The sequence below is a fragment of the Falsihalocynthiibacter sp. BN13B15 genome (genome assembly GCF_041205415.1).
Classification (GTDB): domain Bacteria; phylum Pseudomonadota; class Alphaproteobacteria; order Rhodobacterales; family Rhodobacteraceae; genus Falsihalocynthiibacter; species Falsihalocynthiibacter arcticus.
Genome location: NZ_JBGFCE010000025.1, coordinates 1 through 17,346 on the forward strand (window position 1 = coordinate 1; position 17,346 = coordinate 17,346).

Here is a 17,346-nt window from a genome sequence, read left to right on the forward strand (position 1 = left end):
AATCATTAAGAAGTTCAGTTAAATCGTAAGCATTGATTCCGCGCGCAACCTTCTTGCAAGCTCATTACGAAGGCTGCGCACCAAAAGTGAACCTAGTTGCGACCCGTAGAAACGCGCTTATCTTCAGAGCGTTAGACATTTTGAAGAAATATGGACTCCCTAGACAATAGGTGTCTCTGGAATAGCACACACTTTACATGGTAAGAATGGAAGCAGAAGATGATACAAATATGAGGGATTCACCTTTGGACCCCGACTGCAAAGATTATCACTTACTGATGCCAAATACTGGCTGAACTAGAGACCGAAGATTTGGAAGATGTCCCACCATCCGAAGCGCAGAAAACAGGTTTTGCAGCGCTCATCCAAGAGTTGGATAAACAAAGCCAATTGATCGGATATGTGACGCTGGGTGAGACGATCGACCGGGCGAGCACACGCATGCATGGGGTTGCAATCTTTTTGATGGCGCTGCCTGAATGCATTCCTTTGCCCATACCCAGTTTCGGGGCGATTTTGGGCGTACCTCTCATCGCTGTATCCGCGCATTTGGCGATTTACGGTGAACGGGGCGACCTGCCAGCGAGTGCCCGCAATATCAAAATTCCGCATGAGGTGATCGCCGTGATGTCGCGCTATATGATCCGGCCGCTTCGCTCGGTCGAACGCGTGAGCCGAAACCGCCTGTCAGTACTGGGACGCCGTGAAAGGATCATCGGGGCCTTGTGCCTATTCATGTCGCTTGTGTTGCTACTGCCGATCCCTTTAATTAATGTTCCGCCCGCTGTTGCTCTCGCCTGCCTGTCATGGGGGCTTGTGCAGCGCGACGGGCTTTTCATCAGTCTGGGGATCGTCTTTTCAGCGGCCGTCGTACTGATCCTTTTTTCCATAGCGGATCTATTCGCATCGCTTCTCCCATGACTCTTAAAAACGACCACTTGATAATCTTTGCGAGGCTGCATGCCTGCCCTTGGCAGGCTCCTTCGGGCGCCGTCATTGAGGCGGAATAGGTTAATGCCTGCCATATGTAATAAAGGTCAAAGGCGGATAATTTCTGGGTTAGTTTTTAAGTAGCGGAATGGAGAGCGTTTTGTCATGGCCCAAGGCTAGTTACTTGCCCTGCCCCACTCAAGTCAGTTTCCTCTGACAATACCAATCTGCCCTATTTGGACCCATAGGCGCTGACGTCAGATATTACCTATTCCGCAAAAAACATCCCCAAATGGCGATCATTTAGAGTGTTAAAAGCGCCTCCGAAGTCATGGAGAATTCCTAACCGTTCAAATGTTAGCCTTAAATTCTCAAGTGTTAGCCCGACTCAAAGAAGCGGGCCAACAATCGCCAGCGCATTGTTCCAAAGCCGTTTTGTCCATGGCCACGATTGGACCATCGCCAATATTACAGGCTCACTATCGGCGATATAATCGAACTGGCGGGTGCGCATATCCCCCGTGACTGTGGCGTCGTGCAAAAGAATATTGTTTTCATAATTCAAGTCAAAGCTGCGCTTATCCATATTCGCCGATCCGATCAACGTGACCACGCCATCCACCGTCATGGATTTCGTGTGCAGGATGCCCAGCTGGTACTCAAAAATCTTCACACCAGCAGTGAGAAGATCGTCGTAATAGGACCGGCTGGCGGCCCCAACCGCGAAGTCGTCGTTGCGCGCAGGAAAGATTATGGTCACGTCCACACCGCGATTTGCCGCCGCACATAGACCCGCTTGGATGGCCGCGTCGGGCACATAGTAAGGGGTTGTAATTACCAGTTCAGAGCGTGCGGCATACATCAGGCTTTCAAACATTTCGGGCATCGCGGAGTGGCGAATGGTTGGACCGCTGGCGACAACCTGTGCCATGAAGCCTGGCTCCTGAGGGCCAAGCGGCGCGCGCAGGATATAGCTAATATCTTCGTCATAATTCGCCATCCAGTCACTGGCAAAGAGATGCTGATTTTGGCGCACCACAGGCCCCTGAAATCGCATAACCGCATCCACCCACGGCGCGTATTTTGCTTTAGGGAGGAACGCGGGATCGGCACAATTCTGACTGCCACAATAGGTGATACGATTGTCGATAACGAGGATTTTGCGGTGATCTCTTAGATCAACCCGCCCGTCGAAAACCCGCACCAACGGGTTACCGATCTTAAGAGCTTGGGCCAGTTTGACACCCGCTGCCCCCATGTCTTTCCAATGTTCACTTTGGATTAAGGTGCGCGACCCCAGATCATCAACCATTACGCGGCAAACCACCCCTCGCGCCACCGCACGCTTCATGGCTTCGACCATTTTCAACCCATTATTATCGGGTAACCAGATGTAAAACATAAGATGCACATGGTCTGCGGCGGCATCGATATCTTCAACCATCGTGTCGATTGCCACGTCTGAATCTTGCATCAAGGCGGCCCGGTTCCCCCCAACAGGTGCGTAGTCCGTGATCGAACGCCCAACATTGAAAAGCTGCTCATACCTATCTGAGATCGGTTGCGGTGTTTCTATCTCATCCCACCCGGGAAGCGTTTCGGGTTCGGGTAAACTGTCGATAATTTTCGTTAAGCGGGCTATGCGTTTACGGCCAATACTCGTCTCGCCCACCAGAATATAGGCGATGACGCCCACAACGGGCAGCGCAAGGATCACGACGATCCAAGCCATTCGAGAGGCAGGGTCGCGATTTGGACGCAAGAGGACCCGCACAATGCACGCCACGACGATAAAAAATCCCAGAACAACTAGTAGCATATAACCCGCCCTTTAAGGGTGGCCCGCGATGTGTATCGCGCGCCACACGTGAATTTTCATGTCTCCAGCAAAAAGCTGGAGCAGCGTCAGGACGCCGCCTTCAGCGCCTTGCGGAGCGCTTTGATATCTTTTTCGGTCAAATCGCTCTTGATGATTGTACCGCCAAGAGGCTCCACTGCAGAAGTGAAATCGGCCAGCGATGGTTTTTCTCCGACAAGAATGAGTGCAGAACTGTCTTTGACCAAGGCTGCGGCAAGATCGTCAAGCCTAGGATCGTCAAAGGTGATTTCATTCGCCGCGCCGCCCATGGCCCCCAAGGAACCACCAATTGCGGCCCCAGCCATTGCGCCGCCCGGACCAAACAAAAGGCCGATCAAGCCACCCGTCAAGAGCCCCCAGCCACCGCCAACAGTGATGTCAGAGTCATCCTGCGCCCAAGTACTATGAATGTGGGTGGCGCCAAGTTTGCCACGTGACACAACAGCCACATCATCGATCCAGACATAAGCGACCGAATAGTCTTCCAGAGTGGCAAGAGCCTTTTGAGCGGTTTTCTTACCGTCAAATGTAACTGCTATAAATCCATACATATTTGTTCTCCAGTTATGTGTTTCTAAAGTGGCAAGGCCCCTGCACGCTTTCTTTTGCGTCACGGGATCAACCACACACCTATCCTAGCGTTTGAGACGGGTGCAGTTCTGGTCTTTTCGCGCCAGCGAGTGCGTTTTTTTCATTATTCCATCCGCGCATTTTTTGCGTGATATAAAACATAACTGTATGGGAATAATGTAAAAAAATTCATCGATATGATTTGAACGTTTTTTTGGGGGGGGCCGAAAACGATAAATTACCTCTGCGACATAGTGATCCTGCGAGGGGTCGGTGGTGGCGCTTTTTGGGGGGCGTCCCCAGTTCAAACCCGCGCCAATCTGGCCGTGTCCGTCAAAGAGGGTGTATCCGGTGCCCATGCTGAAACTGCGCTAAAGCAGAGCGCCGCCGCCCATGGCATATCCCGCTCGAAAAAACGGCGTCCGGCGCGCGGCCAATGTTGGGTTACCGGAATTCGCAACGCCCCAGCTGTGGGCGTGCCCTCCCAAGAGGTGACGGACTGGCAACGTTTGGCAGGAGAATCCAGTCGCGCAATTTTCATTCATGGACGCTTTTCAAGTCAGAAATCGCCGACCACGGGGATCCTCGGGTTTGAAGAGTTCCTCTCCAATTCGATGCTCTATGGCGGCGACCTGATGATGAAGCACATGCACCAGCAAGCCCTCTCAGAGAGTGGTGGTGCCCGGCAAATGATCGATGACGCACGCGCACGCGGTGTCTCGGTCGTCGGAGAAACCTACCTTTACAACTTTGGCGCCATGATTGTCGGGGCGGATTATCTCGTGCCCGACAATTACGGGCCAAACATGGGGCGCGACTACAAGTACATCATCGAAACCGCCACGCTTAACCCGCACAATAAAGACCGCTATGACGACTTGGTCAAAACCGCTCCGGGGACGTCCGTCATGCTTTATGGCGCAACGGAAGAAGACATGGAAAAAGCCCTCGCGCATCCAAGCTCTACTGTTGGAAGAGATTCGTTCCCGATGACCGTCACCGCCTCAGGCAAGATGGCCCGGGATTGGATTCTTGCCTATGAAGACATCCAAGGGCACACCCGCACCGCAGGCACCCACTCCATCGTTTTGCGCATGGTGCGCGAACAGAACCTGACGCCGCTCATGACCGCGATTTCCATAATGACCTATCTCCCTGCCCCCTTCCTAAAGGAAAACGGTGTGGACCAGATGGCCTTCAAGGGCAGGCTTCAGGTTGGTACAGACGCCGATATCACGATCTTGGATCCGGCAACCGTTCGGGACAACTCGACCCTCCAGAACGACGGCTTGCCCGCAACGGGGATTCCCTATGTCATCGTGAACGGAACGATCGTCGTGAAAGACTCCGAAGTTCTGGAAGGCGTCTTCCCTGTAAAACCTGTGCGCCTCCCCGTCAAAAATTAATACAACAGGGGCCGGTTATCCTTTGCGATATCGGCCCCAAAGCCGTACAAAGGCGTAGGGCCCTCGCTTCCTACTTTACGTTCAACGACACAACACGCTGGTGACACTCCAAACGCGTTCACCTCGCTCCGACCACAGTATAAATAGGATCCTTCATGAAAGACTCTCTTAAATTCTTCCTCCTTGGCCTCCTAACATTCGTGTTTGGCGGGACCGTTTTGGCAAACGCGACAGCCGCGTCGATGGCTGTTGTGACCCTCACTGGCATTCTCTTGCTTCTCGCGGGCGTCTTTCAAATTGCCCTGGGGTTCTGGGCGCAAGGGACCGGCAGTAAGGCCTTTTCGTGGGGTCTTGGCGCTCTAACTTTGTTTCTCGGCTGGTCGTTTCTTGAAAACCCACTTGAGGGCGTGGTTTCCCTTACGACGATTTTGTTGATCCTGTTTGCGGCGGCAGGCCTCCTCCAAATCATGTTTGCCATGCGCGTGAAGGGTACGCCCTTCTTCTGGGGATTGCTCCTATCCGGTGCTTTATCTTTGATTCTCGCCCTCGTTCTTTTGTCGTCTTCAGAAGCGTCCATGACCCTGCTCGGCATTCTCTTGGGCTTCCAGCTTTTGTCCGGCGGCGCCAGCCTGTTCATGATCGGAATGACCTTGCGAAAATCTGAAGTATCCTCCGCACAGTAGACCTTGGATTTGGCAAACGGGTTCTGCTTGGAGTTTTTGCGCCCCCCCTCTAGGAGCGTTCAGAACAAGAAGCAGACCCTAACAATGAAGGCCCCTTTCAATGAAAGTATCAAGACCGCTCCAACAGCTTGTTTTTCTGTGGGCATCCTTCCTCGCTCCTACAGTTTCAGGCGCTCAGGAAGCCGCCGAAAACGTAACCAATTTGGAGCAGTCGCTTGAGTCGAGCACCCTTAAGGCGACGGATGGTTTGGCCGACTGGCTTGTTGATTTGTTCAAAGGACTCCCAAGGTTTAGCGATTTGTCTTCTTCACTTTCCTCGGTGGATTGGAGTTCATTCTGGCATGCGTTGACAACTATTATCCTGCTCCTCGGGTTATTTGTCGCGTTCTTTCTTTTGCTTGTCAAAGTGTTGACAAACGGGCGTAAAAAGAGCGAGAGCACGGCCCAGACACCCCCCATCATCGCTCTTCTTGGCCTTTTGGGCGCCCTCCTTGGCATCTTTGGTTTCTTGTTCCTTTTCCCGCTGGACGCCGACTTGCAAAAGCTTGCTCAAGCCTCAATGAGCATCATTGCTCTTGTGATATTCCTGCGCGCCCTTTTGAAATCATGGCTAGGGCTTCGTGGAACGCCCCCTCCCCCTCAAGCCTTGCTGAATTTTTTCCGCCATAGCACCCAAATATGGTTTGGCGTTGCGGCCTTCGGAATTCTCTTGCCGATGATTTTTAACTTCAGCGCGGCCCCCCTGACAGCTGCGATGCTGTCTCAGGTGACCGGCCTCGTGGGAACGGTGCTTTTGAGTTGGCAAATCTGGATAGCCCGCTGGGATGTGGCGGATTGTCTGGCCTTTTCAACCGACAAAAAGCTCCATCACCTGTTTCCAAAGGGATATCGCGGAATGCTTGCACATTTTTGGTACTTGCCCGCCCTTTTGGTCACCGGCAGCCTCATGCTCACCGCGACCGGTTTCATACGGCATGGTCTGGAAGCATTGGGTATTGCGTGCCTCAATACCTTCGCGCTGGTTGCTCTCATTTATGGGAGTGGTCACCTGCTTGGCCCCTTGATGAAAAGCGGGGGCGTGCGCTCGGACGCTATACGCAAAAACTTCCCCCGCCTCGAGGAACGCCTTTCTCTGGCTGCGCATTTAATACGCTTCGGGTTTCGGATTCTCTTGATGGGTCTTTTGGTTTTGGGGCTCTTTGATATCTGGACAAGTTTTGAATTACTTGCGTGGTTGGACTCCCCTAGTGGGGGACACGCAATAACGCGCACCGCCGCGATCTCGATTATTTTGGGAGCGGGTCTTCTTGTGTGGCTGATGATCTCGACTTTGTTCGAAGCCCAGTTCCAAAAGAACCTTACAACCCCACCGGGGCCCTATCGCAAGGCCCTTTTTGCTGTGCTCAACCTCATCCTCATTGTGGTTTTGGGTGTGATGTCGGCAATTCTTATCTTGGGCGAACTGGGTGTCAACACGACCCCGATCATAACGACCCTAGGCGTAGGGGGAATCGTGGCGGGATGGGGCTTTCAACACATGTTGATGGGGATCATCGCCGGATTTGCCATCCATAAATCAAAGGTACTGAGAAAAGGGGATTTCATCTCGGCTGGGGGCGTGAGCGGCGTCATTGAAGACATTACCCTTACCAAAGTTGGGTTGCGCGATATGGATGGAACATACCATTTCGTTCCCTATTCTGCGATGGCTAAAGTCTCCAACATGACTCGTGATTTTGGCGTGCACTTGCTCAATTTCTCTCTGGCGCGTATCGACCAACTTGATCAAACCCGCACCTTGGCAAATGAGGCGTTTCTGGCCCTCAAAGCCACCCCAATTGGGATGCAAATCGAGGGAGACCTGACACTTGACGGTGTTATCGGTTTCTCGGACGAGCGCATAACAATCCGTATGAGAATTCACACGCAAGCGGGATCACAATGGGCAGTCGGCCAAGCCTTTGATGAACTGCTTTTCCGCAAGCTTACTGATGCGGGCATTCGCCTAAGCTCTGAGAAGCTGCACGTTGAGGTGGCTGGCGAAAAAAATTAACGTGAAGGCAGGTGCTGTCAGACGAATGCGAACCAGTCTCGACAAGGACAATGAAGCCGCCCTTTATGCCGCACCGAGTTGACGCCACTCTGCAAGAGCGACGGCGCGGTTAAGCTTGAAGTTTTCTCGGGAGTACAGATGTCTTTCCTGGTTGAAATGGTTGTGAACGGAGGCGTGGACGGAGACGAACTTTTGCAAGCTTCGCGTTCGTCGGAAGCGAAGCATTGCCCGTTCTCTTCGTCGAAATGGTAAGTGTGAATTCTCGGCGCGATTGTTCATCCAGCGACCTGTCTCCTGGCGATCTGCATTGCCGATGACCTTCATCGCGGCGCCGTAAGACCGCAGAAGATCAGTCACGATGACATGGGGTCGACCATATCGTTTCATTGATTTCCTGAGGAATTTCAGCGCCGCCTTGCGATCCCGATGCTTCGTAACGCAGGCTTCCAGCACCTCGCCCTCGTGATCCACGGCACGCCATAGATAGTGCACTTCGCTGTTTTTCTTCACAAAAACCCTCTCGGGCATGCAAGCATACCCTGCCGGGCAATGCATCACCCAAATGCCTTTGCCAATTCGAATGAGCACGCATCCGACTGACCCGTTTCCTTCGGATCTCCGCGGCGAACAACGGGCCGAACTGGTTCCACCAGAACCGCACGGTCTCATGGCTAATTTCAATACCGCGCTCATGCAGCAGATCCTCCACATTCCGGAGTGACAGAGGGTACCGAACGTGAAGCATCACCGACAGGCGGATGATCTGCGGGCTCGTCTTGAAGTACTTGAATGGGTCACGTTTTGCCTTCCGGAGACGCTAAGTGTGCCACTTGCACACTTCAACCGAGTTTTCTTCTGACAGTGCCCTCTGGCCGCCTCGAGGCGGATTGCCGGCGGGGTCAGCCGGGTCGGCAACGAAGATGTGGCCGATTTGGAAAAGCTGGGGGTGACCGTGATCAACCTGTCGGATGTGGCGGACGCGGGTGGCAGCCTGAACCACGACAAATTCGCCGCTTCGCCTGAGGTCGTTCAACTGATCGGTCAGCACATGCTTGAGGGCAATTCGCTGTCGGCGTCGTCTGGATCGACGGTATTGGGCAGTGCTCGGACCAATACCGTTTCCGCCTTTGGCGCAACAGTCACAAACGCAATCTCGGAATAGGCCATTCGAACAACGCAACGGTATGGCTGGCGCTGTGACCCTAAAAAAGAAGTGGAGCCAATCGCACATGACTGGCTCCACAATTGTGCGTCTGTGTCAGATGTCAGAGATCGTTCTTGTAGACGGTTCCATCTTTCATGATCAGCTTGAGATTGTTCTCATAATCCCCGACGATCGCAATATCTTCGAGAGGATTCTTGCTGTAAATCAACACATCGGCCATCGCGCCTTCCTCGATCACACCCAGCTTGCCATAAGGATTACGCTTGCCGGACATGGCCACGATCTTGCCGCCGTTGCCGGTCGCCTGGATCATGATCTCGGGAGAACTGTAGAAGTCCTTGCGCAGTCCCAGATCTTCGAGTTCGTTCATCCGGCCTTCCGCACTGAACAGAAGATCGGTGCCCCAGCCCATCAGCACGTCATATTTCTTCGCCCACTTCATCACATTGCTGGTGCCCTCCATCGCCTCCTGTAGTTTTTCCTTTCGAACCGGGTCCGTATAGATGGGTTTCAACTGCGCCAGCACTTCGAGTGAGACCACAAACACGGCACCCTTGTCGGCAATCAGTTTCACGGCCTCTTCGTTCAGGACCGATCCATGTTCGATGGACAACACACCATTGTTCAAGGCCCGAACGACCCCAGCGGAATCATGTCCATGGGCCATGACATAAGTGCCATAATCCGAGGCTGCTTTGACCGCAGCCTGAATTTCCTCGTCGGTGAATTCCATGACGTACAGCGGATCGGTAAAGGAGGACACGCCACCGGTTACGGCTATCTTGATCTGCGTCGCGCCCAGGAACAATTGTTGGCGGGCCGCCGCCAGCACCTGATCGTGTCCGTTAGCGAGGATCATGTTGCCGTCGCTCTCGCCGGCACCACTTGGACCGCCCCATTCTTTGGGCAGTTGCGTTGCCACAGCTGGCCTGAGATCGCCGTGGCCCGAGTATTGCGAGATCAGCGCGCCCGAAGGATAGAGCCGCGGCCCCGGGATCACGCCGGTGTCGATCGCCTTTTTCAGCCCGAACACGTTTCCTGCGGCATCGCGCACCGTGGTGACGCCCCGCATCAACTGCTCGCCAGCTTCTTTTGCGGAATGGAACGCAACATAGGCCTGATCACCAAAGTACTCCTGCATGGTCGTCCCCATGCCCATGTGCCAGTGAGTGTCAATCAAACCGGGCGTCAGGTATCCGCCCTTGCCGTCGATGACAGTGTCGTAGCCGGACGCATCGCCACCGGTGTCGACCAGCTTGGAAACCGTGTTGCCGCTCAGAGCGAGGTCCTTGCCGGTGATCAGTGCCTCGTTTGTTCCGTCAAAGATGCTGACATTGGTGATAAGCACCGTCGGCGGCGGTGTGGTCGCTGTCTGCGCCAGGCCCGGTCCGGCCAGCGCAGCCATGAAGGCGGCTGCTGTCAGACCAAGGTATTTGCGTCGATTCAGTTTCATGTTCATGCCCTTTCAATTCAGTTGAGGTAACCCTTCGGGGATCCCAGCATCAGTGCGACTGGCCGCACAACGGCCTTTCCCACTGAAATAGAAGCAACCGGACTCTCCATGACACTGATGATATCTGCGGACGCGATGCCGGTTTGGTCACTTCACGCCAATATGAGAACAAAGACCTGTGGCGAAGTCCGCTGTGGCAGCCTTCGGCTTCGGCCGATCAGAACGTGACCCTCGCCCGCAAACTGACCACGGCAACGGTGCCTTGGGTCGGATCGTAGGTGGGGTTGGTGATCAGTTGCAGGCTGGGCGTGATCTGCAGATTGGAAAATGGCTGGTAACGATAGAACAACTCGGTGGAGACCTGATCTGGCGGGTTTGTCAGCGTGGCGCTTTTGGGGGCGCGGCCCCAGTTCAGACCCACAGCAACAAGATCGCGCCCACTGAACAGGTCGTACCCCGTCCCGATACTGACAGATCGGTCCACAAAGGTGCCGCCACCGTCCGAGTATCCGGCTTTGAAGAATGGCGACCAACCGCTGTCAAATTTCGTGTTGGCAGAAAACGCGACGCCCCAGCCGCCAGCGATGCCGGCAGCACTCCGATCGTCGACTTGCCATGCCGTCAGCTGGACATTTTTGTCAAATCGGGAGGCCCAGGACCCGAACCACCCTACCGCGACGTGTTTGAAAGTCTCGCCGGTATCAAACAGGTTTTGAGTCGCCCCCACCGGGTCGTCCGGCATACCGTTGGCATCAGCAATGCCTGCAAGCCCGAAGTAATTCCCGCCAAAACGCACCCGAACAGCTGCACCCAGCCCTTGGTTCGGGGCTGGAATGGTAGGGTTTGTGCTGAACGCGAGGTTGTTGAAATCCGTCCACGGATTTCCCAGTGCGAAAACATCTACATAGTCGGTTGTGTCAACGATACCCGCCACAAAGGATACGGTATTGTTGTTAAATGCTTGCTGCCAATATAGGTTTGTCAGAAGCCATCCAGCATCACTGTAACCTACGGCTGTGAGCCCCGCATATCCCAATGCCGGACCCAATCCCTGCGGCGCGATCGTTCCACCGATCTTGCTGCGGTTTTCGATTTTGAAAACCAATGCGCCCGAATCTGGCGTGCCCCGCCCTGTAGCGGTCCATGTGCCGTAAAAGCGCAATACGCTACCCGTTGCGTCACGCGCGCCGGGGCTACTGTTGGCATGCTGGGTCAGCAGGTTGATATCGCCGCCAAAGGAAAGGCCGCTTTCGGCAAGAAGGCGGTCCTTGTAATTGTAGTAATCCTTCGACGCGTCGGTAAACATCGGTTCGGCCTGCCTCGCCCTGTCGGCCGCGATCTGTGCCGTGACACTGCTCTTTCCGCCGAATCCGGTTCCGGTTTGGGACGCTTCGGCCGTGCTCGGCGCAGGGTCCGCCCATGATACGCTTGGACAAACCAGTGTTATCGCGACCAATGCAACCGAAATTCCTGTTTGCCTCTGGAGCCCGAATCCAAGCTTCTCCGCCTTCCTGTTCAGATTTTCACGCTTAGCCATCCCTCTTCTCCTCTCGGTTAATCAAAGCCGTGCCCGAAGAACCCTAACTTCACGCAAGTTCCGAAATCTATCCAGCCGCGCCGCCTAAGGGTCGCGTTTCAATCGACGCCATTGCAGCGGCGAGACGCCGGTCCAACGCCGGAATGCGCGGCCAAAGTTGCTGATGTCTGTGTAACCGACCCGATGTGCGATTGCGGAAACGCTAAACCGTGTCTCGCGGAGAAGGGAAAGCGCCAGATCGCATCGGATCTCGTCGAAAATCTGCGAGGACGACGCCCCTCTCATGTTCAGATAACGCTGAAGCGTACGGGGCGTCATTCCGAGCGACCGGGCCAGCGCTGCCAGGGATCGCTGCTGCTTCATCTCCAGCGCGCGGGCAATGTGTTTCACGCGGACTAGTTCGGGTTTATTCTTGACATAGATCAAAGGAATAACCTCCTCTTTTAGATAAACGTAATCTGAGACTATTCGATTGAGAATAAATTTTTGGTCGTTTCATGCCAACTCCGGACAAAGTTTGGTTCGAGGGGGGGGAACGACAACTGGGCGGTGGCAGACTGGAATGAAGACAGCTGCAAGGGAGGGAGAAGATGCAAAAAGTTCCGATCACCCGCGCTGCGCATGTTATCGATTTCTGTGAAATCTTAAGGCAAATAGGCACGCCGATCGAACGTGAGTTGGCGCGCGCCAATCTACCGATGTTGATAGAAGAGTTGCCCGACGAGTACGTGGCTAGCACACTTGCCGCTAAGTTTCTTTACCGATGTGCCAAGCTCGAAGGGATCGAAGATCTGGGCTGGCTTACGGCTGAGCGCTTCGATTCGTCGCATTTCGGCACGACGATGATCACCGCGCTCCAGACCGAAATTACCGTCAGGCGCCGACTCGAAGCACTGTTCGATCTGTGCCGCACCGAAGCGTCGCATATCAGCTACCACTACGGCGCGGTCGACGGATCGATTCAGATCATCAGCAACATGAATATGCCGAAAGGGACCCCCGCGCGGAACATGTCCGAATGGCTGCAGTTAGCACCCCTGATCGCTATCGTGCGCAGCCTCGCTGGCAAAAACTGGTGCCCCGAGCGCATCACCTTCGCGTCGAAATTTCATTTCTCCGACGCTGCGCAAACGGCGTTTAAGAACACCCGGATCGAAACCGGTGCATCGCACACTTCGATCTATATTTCGGTCAGGGACCTAGCAATCAGTACCCCCTTTAGGACGTCTGCGGTTGACGCGCCCAACGGTACACCAGCCGAGCTCGACGGGATCAGCATTTTGCGCAATATCATGCGGCCCTATCTGGGTGATGGCACTCTGACGCTGCCCCGTTTCGCAAAGATCATCGACGACAGCCCGCGCAGTTTGCAGCGGTACCTGACCCAGCGCCGAACGAACTATTCGAAGGTTCTCGAGTCCGCGCGCTTCGATGTGGTCACAAAGATGCTCGCGGACCCTGGGATCAGAATGATCGACATCGCAGGGAGCGTCGGCTACGACGATCAGGCAAACTTCGGCCGCAGTTTTCGTCGGCTGACGGGCATGAGCCCTGGCAAGTATCGGCGTGCGCTGCAGACCGGGATGATTGCGGCCGAGTAGCTGCCTTGTTGACCCAGCCCAAGGTCGGGATTTGCCCGGATCACACACCCCCATTGCATGCCCTGGGAGAGTGTCAGGCTGACCACCGATCTGCTTGACAGCCTCACACTCCGCTGCCACATCTTGGTGGAGAACGGCAGCCGGGAACGGACCCACGATCCGCCAATGGGTGGAAATACGGTCCTTGAGTGCCTTCGGCGTGTCGTCGGTCTTCGCCGTTCCACCGCCTCGATCCCCTCGGAACCATTCCGATAATCTTCCATCTCTCCGTGAGATGCGGAAAAGGCGTCCACGAACCATGGGGCTATTCAAACGCCAACCGAAGTGAAAGCTAAAAATTTCACAGAAGAACCTGATTTGGCGTGATTTGACCAAAAAAGGCCCGCGCTTTGAGGTATACTGAAAGACCTCAAATCATGAATCGCGCGTTGTTCATTTGGTAAATAGGGAGAAGCTACATGATGAATTTTAACTCGAAACTCGGGGCTGTTCTTGGGGGGCTGGCGTTTGCCGGGTTCTCAGGAGCCCCCCTTGCGGCGCAGGAGTTTCTGCCAGACCGGACAGAGCTTCCGATCAAAGCGCCATGGAACCCACCAATCGTGACTTTGGATGCGCGGGATGCTAAAGCCCCTGAGGTGTTCGAAGTCAGAGCCCCGAAAGACGCGCCCAATGTCGTCGTCATCCTTCTGGATGATCTCGGATTTGGCGGCACTGGCGCAGCCGGCAGCGTTCTGCACACGCCTGAATTCGATGCGCTGGCGGCAGATGGGTTGCTGTACACTCAGTTCCATACGACCGCGCTGTGCTCGCCGACCCGTCAGGCGCTTAAGACTGGGCGCAACCACCATTCGGCCAACCAGGCCAAGATCGCCGAAGTTGCGACCTCGTTTCCCGGCGCGACCGGGATGCTGCCGGGCGATGTGGCTGGCATCGGCGAAATGCTGCGCCTGAACGGATACAGTACTGCGGCATTCGGAAAGTGGCATGAAACCGCTGTGTGGGAAATCAGCCCCTCCGGGCCGTTTGACCGTTGGCCGAACAATCAGGGCTTTGACGAGTTCTATGGCTTTTTGGGCGGCGAAACCAACCAGTTTGAACCAGCTGTCTATCACAATCAGAACAAGATCGAGACGCCAGAAGATCCCGACTATCACTTCATGAATGACATGGCGACAAAGTCCATCGAATGGATGCGGTTCCAGCAAGCGCTGACCCCAGACAAGCCGTTTTTTGTCTATTTTGCACCCGGAGCGGTTCACGCGCCCCACCACGTTCCGCAAAACTATATCGACAAGTATAAAGGCCAGTTCGACGAAGGTTGGGACGTGATCCGCGAGCGAATTTTTGAACAGCAAAAAACGCTAGGCGTAATTCCTGCCGATACAAATCTGGCGGCCAAGCCTGCCGACATCAAGGACTGGGCTGACCTGACCGCAGATGAACAGAAGTTGTTTGCACGTCAAGCCGAGGTTTTTGCCGCGTTCCTTGACATGACCGACTATGAAACCGGTCGCGTCATTCAGGCAATCGAGGATATGAGCGAACTCGATAACACCTTGATCCTCTACATCGCGGGCGACAACGGGACCAGCGCCGAGGGCGGTATGAACGGGCTCTATAATGAAATGAGCTATTTCAACGCTGAACCAGAAGGCAGCAGTCTCGAAACCATGCTGAAATACTATGACGACTGGGGCGGTCCAAGCACCTACCCGCATATGGCGGCAGGTTGGGCGGTTGCGTTTGATTCGCCGTTCACTTGGACCAAACAGGTTGCGTCGAACTACGGCGGCACTCGCAACGCGATGGCCGTGCATTGGCCCGATCGCATCGAGGCGAAAGGCGAGATGCGTACCCAGTGGCACCATGTGATCGACGTCGTTCCGACCATCCTGGAGGCCGCAGGCCTGCCAGAACCCCGGATCGTCAATGGCACACCGCAGCGTCCGATCGAGGGCACCAGCATGGTCTACAGTTGGGATGACGAACTGTCGCCCAGTCGTCACAACATCCAGTACTTCGAGATGTTCGGCAACCGTGGCATCTATTTCAACGGCTGGTTCGCGGGCACCGTGCACCTGAAGCCTTGGGGCAAGGTCGAAAACCGCTTCCCTGAGGATACATGGGAGTTGTACCACGTCGCTGAGGACTTCAGCATGTCTACTGACCTTGCGGACAAACACCCTAAGGTTCTGGCAGAAATGCAGAAGATGTTCCTTGCCGAGGCGGTGAAGTACAAGGTGTTACCGTTGGATGACCGCCGTGAGGAACTGTTCAATCCGAAATTGGCGGGTCGTCCCGACCTGATGTTCGGACGCACGGAACTGACGCTGTATGAAGGTATGCACGGTCTTCTGGAAAACGACTTCATCAACGTTAAGAACACGTCGGTTGAAATCGTGGCCGAAGTCGAAACCGGTGATGATCCAGCCAATGGCGTGATCGTCGCTCAGGGTGGCCGTTTTGGTGGCTGGAGCCTGTATGTGAAGGACGGCGTGCCGGCCTATGCGTATAATTACCTTGGGTTGCGTACCACGACCGCGACATCCTCTGAACCGCTGCCCAAGGGCAAGGCAACCGTCAAGATGGACTTTGCTTATGCGGGGGGTGACAAGCCCGGCGCGGGTGGCACCGTGACGTTGTATGTCAATGACAAGGCGGTTGCGACAGCTGAGCTGGACAAGACCGAATTCGCGATCTTCTCGGCGGACGAGACCGCAGGTGTCGGGCTCGATTCTGAAACATCCGTGACAGAGGTCTACAACCGCTCGACCAGCAAGTTTACTGGCAAAATCGACAAAGTGACGATTAAGGTCGGCGGCTGACCAGATCCCGGATTGGGGCAGCCGGATGTCCGGCTGCCCCAATCACCAGCGCTTTATGGACTTTTGGAGATCGCACTTCTTGGGGGGCGCAAGACGTTGCTGCAAAATCCAGTTATCGGCGTGAGCGCGAAGGAAGGTGGTGTCAGACCAATTCGAACCAGCCAGCTAACTGCCCAATGGCGACGTTGAATTTACTACTCACATTCGACACCTTGAAGCTCCTTAAATGTCCGCTCGTCGCCAGGGGAATTTTTAGCGCAAATCTTCGCAGTTTGTGCCTAGCATTCCTAGAACTTTAGGGACTTATAATTTCATTAATTGTGAGTGCAAGCCGATGCCGTATTTAGTGATTGGAAGATCTAGTCAATTCAGGGGGCGTTGCGAAAGAATGGATGCCCGTCAAACGCCTCACGTCATAAAACGTGTTCGAAGCGGGACTGGCATTGTATTTGGAACAATATTGAGCGTTTTCAATCTAATTGCAAAACGAAGGTCTAGAAATCAATAATGATTTAAGGTGCATATGTTACAACTCATTCATGAACATCCATTATCAGCAAACTAAACTTTGTCGCATCTCGCAGCGTAGGTTGGCTATGGGCCGTTTGTTACTTAATCTGCATCCTGCACATTTCGATTTTTGGGTGGAAACGGGCCCTTCACTCGACAATGCTCGATTTCCGATAGTTTATGGAGGCATCTGCATTGAACGATTTTGCTCCCTGTTACGCGCAATACTTTCCCTGCTCGCAAAATAAATTTCCCTGTTAACTTTTTTAGGGAAATCACCTGTAAGCCACTGTAAATGCGTCTATATTTTGGGTGAAACGCCCAAATTTTCTCTCATTTGCAGAAATTCCCTGTTTATTTCCCTGTTAGCAGGGAAATTCGGGCGAGACTGGCTCGCTCAGGACTGTCTCCACAGCCAAACACTTCTTCTCTTTTTGAACGTACGAAGTACCCGCCCTTTTGTAGCGTGTATTCAGCGACTTGCCTGTACGACATTCAAGGAGAGACGCTCTTCAGAGAGCAAACGTAGCCATCATATGGCCAATATCTCTCTTCGACATTTCCGCGGTGCGAGTTTGGGGTGAGTTTGTGTTGTGACAGGTTCTGGTGTTGACGTGTTTGCCGACAGGCTAAGTGAAGTGGTCCGGCAAATTTGGACAAGGTGCTAAGGTGTATCCAACACAAGAGAATGGATACGAGAATGACGAAACGACGGAACTTTTCAGACAAGTTTAAAGCTTCTGTGGCGCTTGAGG

Annotated in this window: 12 protein-coding genes and 1 pseudogene; 7 read left to right on the top strand and 6 right to left on the bottom strand. The window is 54.2% G+C overall.

Going from position 1 to position 17,346, the window contains the following annotated elements:
- Positions 1-312: 312 nt before the first annotated feature.
- Complete coding sequence (locus tag AB9F26_RS21160; protein WP_369758109.1) at positions 313-921, top strand: exopolysaccharide biosynthesis protein; 609 nt, start codon at positions 313-315, stop codon at positions 919-921.
- A gap of 397 nt (positions 922-1,318) precedes the next feature.
- On the opposite strand, the gene cls is transcribed toward AB9F26_RS21160, so the two are convergent.
- The gene (cls, locus tag AB9F26_RS21165; RefSeq protein WP_369758108.1) at positions 1,319-2,749 is read right to left on the bottom strand and encodes a cardiolipin synthase; all 1,431 of its coding nucleotides are present in this window, start codon (positions 2,747-2,749) and stop codon (positions 1,319-1,321) included.
- A gap of 86 nt (positions 2,750-2,835) precedes the next feature.
- Positions 2,836-3,339, bottom strand: coding sequence for a DUF1269 domain-containing protein (locus AB9F26_RS21170; RefSeq protein WP_369758107.1), 504 nt, complete (start codon positions 3,337-3,339; stop codon positions 2,836-2,838).
- Between the two features lie 273 nt (positions 3,340-3,612).
- Here AB9F26_RS21170 and AB9F26_RS21175 point away from each other — a divergent pair, with 273 nt between their 5' ends.
- From AB9F26_RS21175 to AB9F26_RS21185, 3 genes are all read left to right on the top strand, one after another.
- Positions 3,613-4,764: a hypothetical protein gene (locus AB9F26_RS21175; RefSeq protein WP_369758106.1), complete on the top strand. Its 1,152-nt coding sequence runs from the start codon at positions 3,613-3,615 to the stop codon at positions 4,762-4,764.
- A 155-nt stretch (positions 4,765-4,919) separates the two neighbouring features.
- Positions 4,920-5,447, top strand: a complete 528-nt coding sequence (locus AB9F26_RS21180) for an HdeD family acid-resistance protein (RefSeq protein ID WP_369758105.1) — start codon at positions 4,920-4,922, stop codon at positions 5,445-5,447.
- A 100-nt stretch (positions 5,448-5,547) separates the two neighbouring features.
- The gene (locus AB9F26_RS21185; RefSeq protein WP_369758104.1) at positions 5,548-7,500 is read left to right on the top strand and encodes a mechanosensitive ion channel family protein; all 1,953 of its coding nucleotides are present in this window, start codon (positions 5,548-5,550) and stop codon (positions 7,498-7,500) included.
- 63 nt (positions 7,501-7,563) lie between these two features.
- Here the strand turns inward: AB9F26_RS21185 and AB9F26_RS21190 are convergent.
- Positions 7,564-8,245 (bottom strand): annotated as a pseudogene (locus AB9F26_RS21190) (IS6 family transposase).
- 123 nt (positions 8,246-8,368) lie between these two features.
- Between AB9F26_RS21190 and AB9F26_RS21195 the strand changes: the two are divergent.
- Positions 8,369-8,662 (top strand): alpha/beta hydrolase, encoded by a 294-nt coding sequence (locus tag AB9F26_RS21195; protein WP_369758111.1) that lies wholly within the window; start codon positions 8,369-8,371, stop codon positions 8,660-8,662.
- Between the two features lie 103 nt (positions 8,663-8,765).
- On the opposite strand, the gene AB9F26_RS21200 is transcribed toward AB9F26_RS21195, so the two are convergent.
- The 3 genes from AB9F26_RS21200 to AB9F26_RS21210 all read right to left on the bottom strand — a co-directional run bounded on the left by AB9F26_RS21200 (position 8,766) and on the right by AB9F26_RS21210 (position 12,081).
- Positions 8,766-10,118, bottom strand: coding sequence for an amidohydrolase family protein (locus tag AB9F26_RS21200; protein WP_369758103.1), 1,353 nt, complete (start codon positions 10,116-10,118; stop codon positions 8,766-8,768).
- A 217-nt stretch (positions 10,119-10,335) separates the two neighbouring features.
- Positions 10,336-11,655 carry a carbohydrate porin gene (locus AB9F26_RS21205; RefSeq protein ID WP_369758102.1) on the bottom strand — a complete coding sequence of 440 codons (1,320 nt, stop codon included), beginning with the start codon at positions 11,653-11,655 and terminating at the stop codon, positions 10,336-10,338.
- 84 nt (positions 11,656-11,739) lie between these two features.
- The gene (locus tag AB9F26_RS21210; RefSeq protein ID WP_369758101.1) at positions 11,740-12,081 is read right to left on the bottom strand and encodes a helix-turn-helix domain-containing protein; all 342 of its coding nucleotides are present in this window, start codon (positions 12,079-12,081) and stop codon (positions 11,740-11,742) included.
- A 164-nt stretch (positions 12,082-12,245) separates the two neighbouring features.
- Between AB9F26_RS21210 and AB9F26_RS21215 the strand changes: the two genes are divergently transcribed.
- Together AB9F26_RS21215 and AB9F26_RS21220 are read left to right on the top strand one after the other, a co-directional pair.
- Positions 12,246-13,256 (top strand): helix-turn-helix domain-containing protein, encoded by a 1,011-nt coding sequence (locus AB9F26_RS21215; RefSeq protein ID WP_369758100.1) that lies wholly within the window; start codon positions 12,246-12,248, stop codon positions 13,254-13,256.
- 458 nt (positions 13,257-13,714) lie between these two features.
- Positions 13,715-16,081 carry an arylsulfatase gene (locus AB9F26_RS21220; protein WP_369758099.1) on the top strand — a complete coding sequence of 789 codons (2,367 nt, stop codon included), beginning with the start codon at positions 13,715-13,717 and terminating at the stop codon, positions 16,079-16,081.
- Positions 16,082-17,346 lie beyond the last annotated feature (1,265 nt).

Bases quoted from the DNA above. Each gene is read 5' to 3' on its own strand.
- AB9F26_RS21180 (WP_369758105.1), top strand. From the start codon at position 4,920: ATGAAAGACTCTCTTAAATTCTTCCTCCTTGGCCTCCTAACATTCGTG.
- AB9F26_RS21215 (WP_369758100.1), top strand. From the start codon at position 12,246: ATGCAAAAAGTTCCGATCACCCGCGCTGCGCATGTTATCGATTTCTGT.
- AB9F26_RS21200 (WP_369758103.1), bottom strand. From the start codon at position 10,118: ATGAAACTGAATCGACGCAAATACCTTGGTCTGACAGCAGCCGCCTTC.
- AB9F26_RS21205 (WP_369758102.1), bottom strand. From the start codon at position 11,655: ATGGCTAAGCGTGAAAATCTGAACAGGAAGGCGGAGAAGCTTGGATTC.
- AB9F26_RS21220 (WP_369758099.1), top strand. From the start codon at position 13,715: ATGATGAATTTTAACTCGAAACTCGGGGCTGTTCTTGGGGGGCTGGCG.
- AB9F26_RS21185 (WP_369758104.1), top strand. From the start codon at position 5,548: ATGAAAGTATCAAGACCGCTCCAACAGCTTGTTTTTCTGTGGGCATCC.
- AB9F26_RS21170 (WP_369758107.1), bottom strand. From the start codon at position 3,339: ATGTATGGATTTATAGCAGTTACATTTGACGGTAAGAAAACCGCTCAA.
- cls (WP_369758108.1), bottom strand. From the start codon at position 2,749: ATGCTACTAGTTGTTCTGGGATTTTTTATCGTCGTGGCGTGCATTGTG.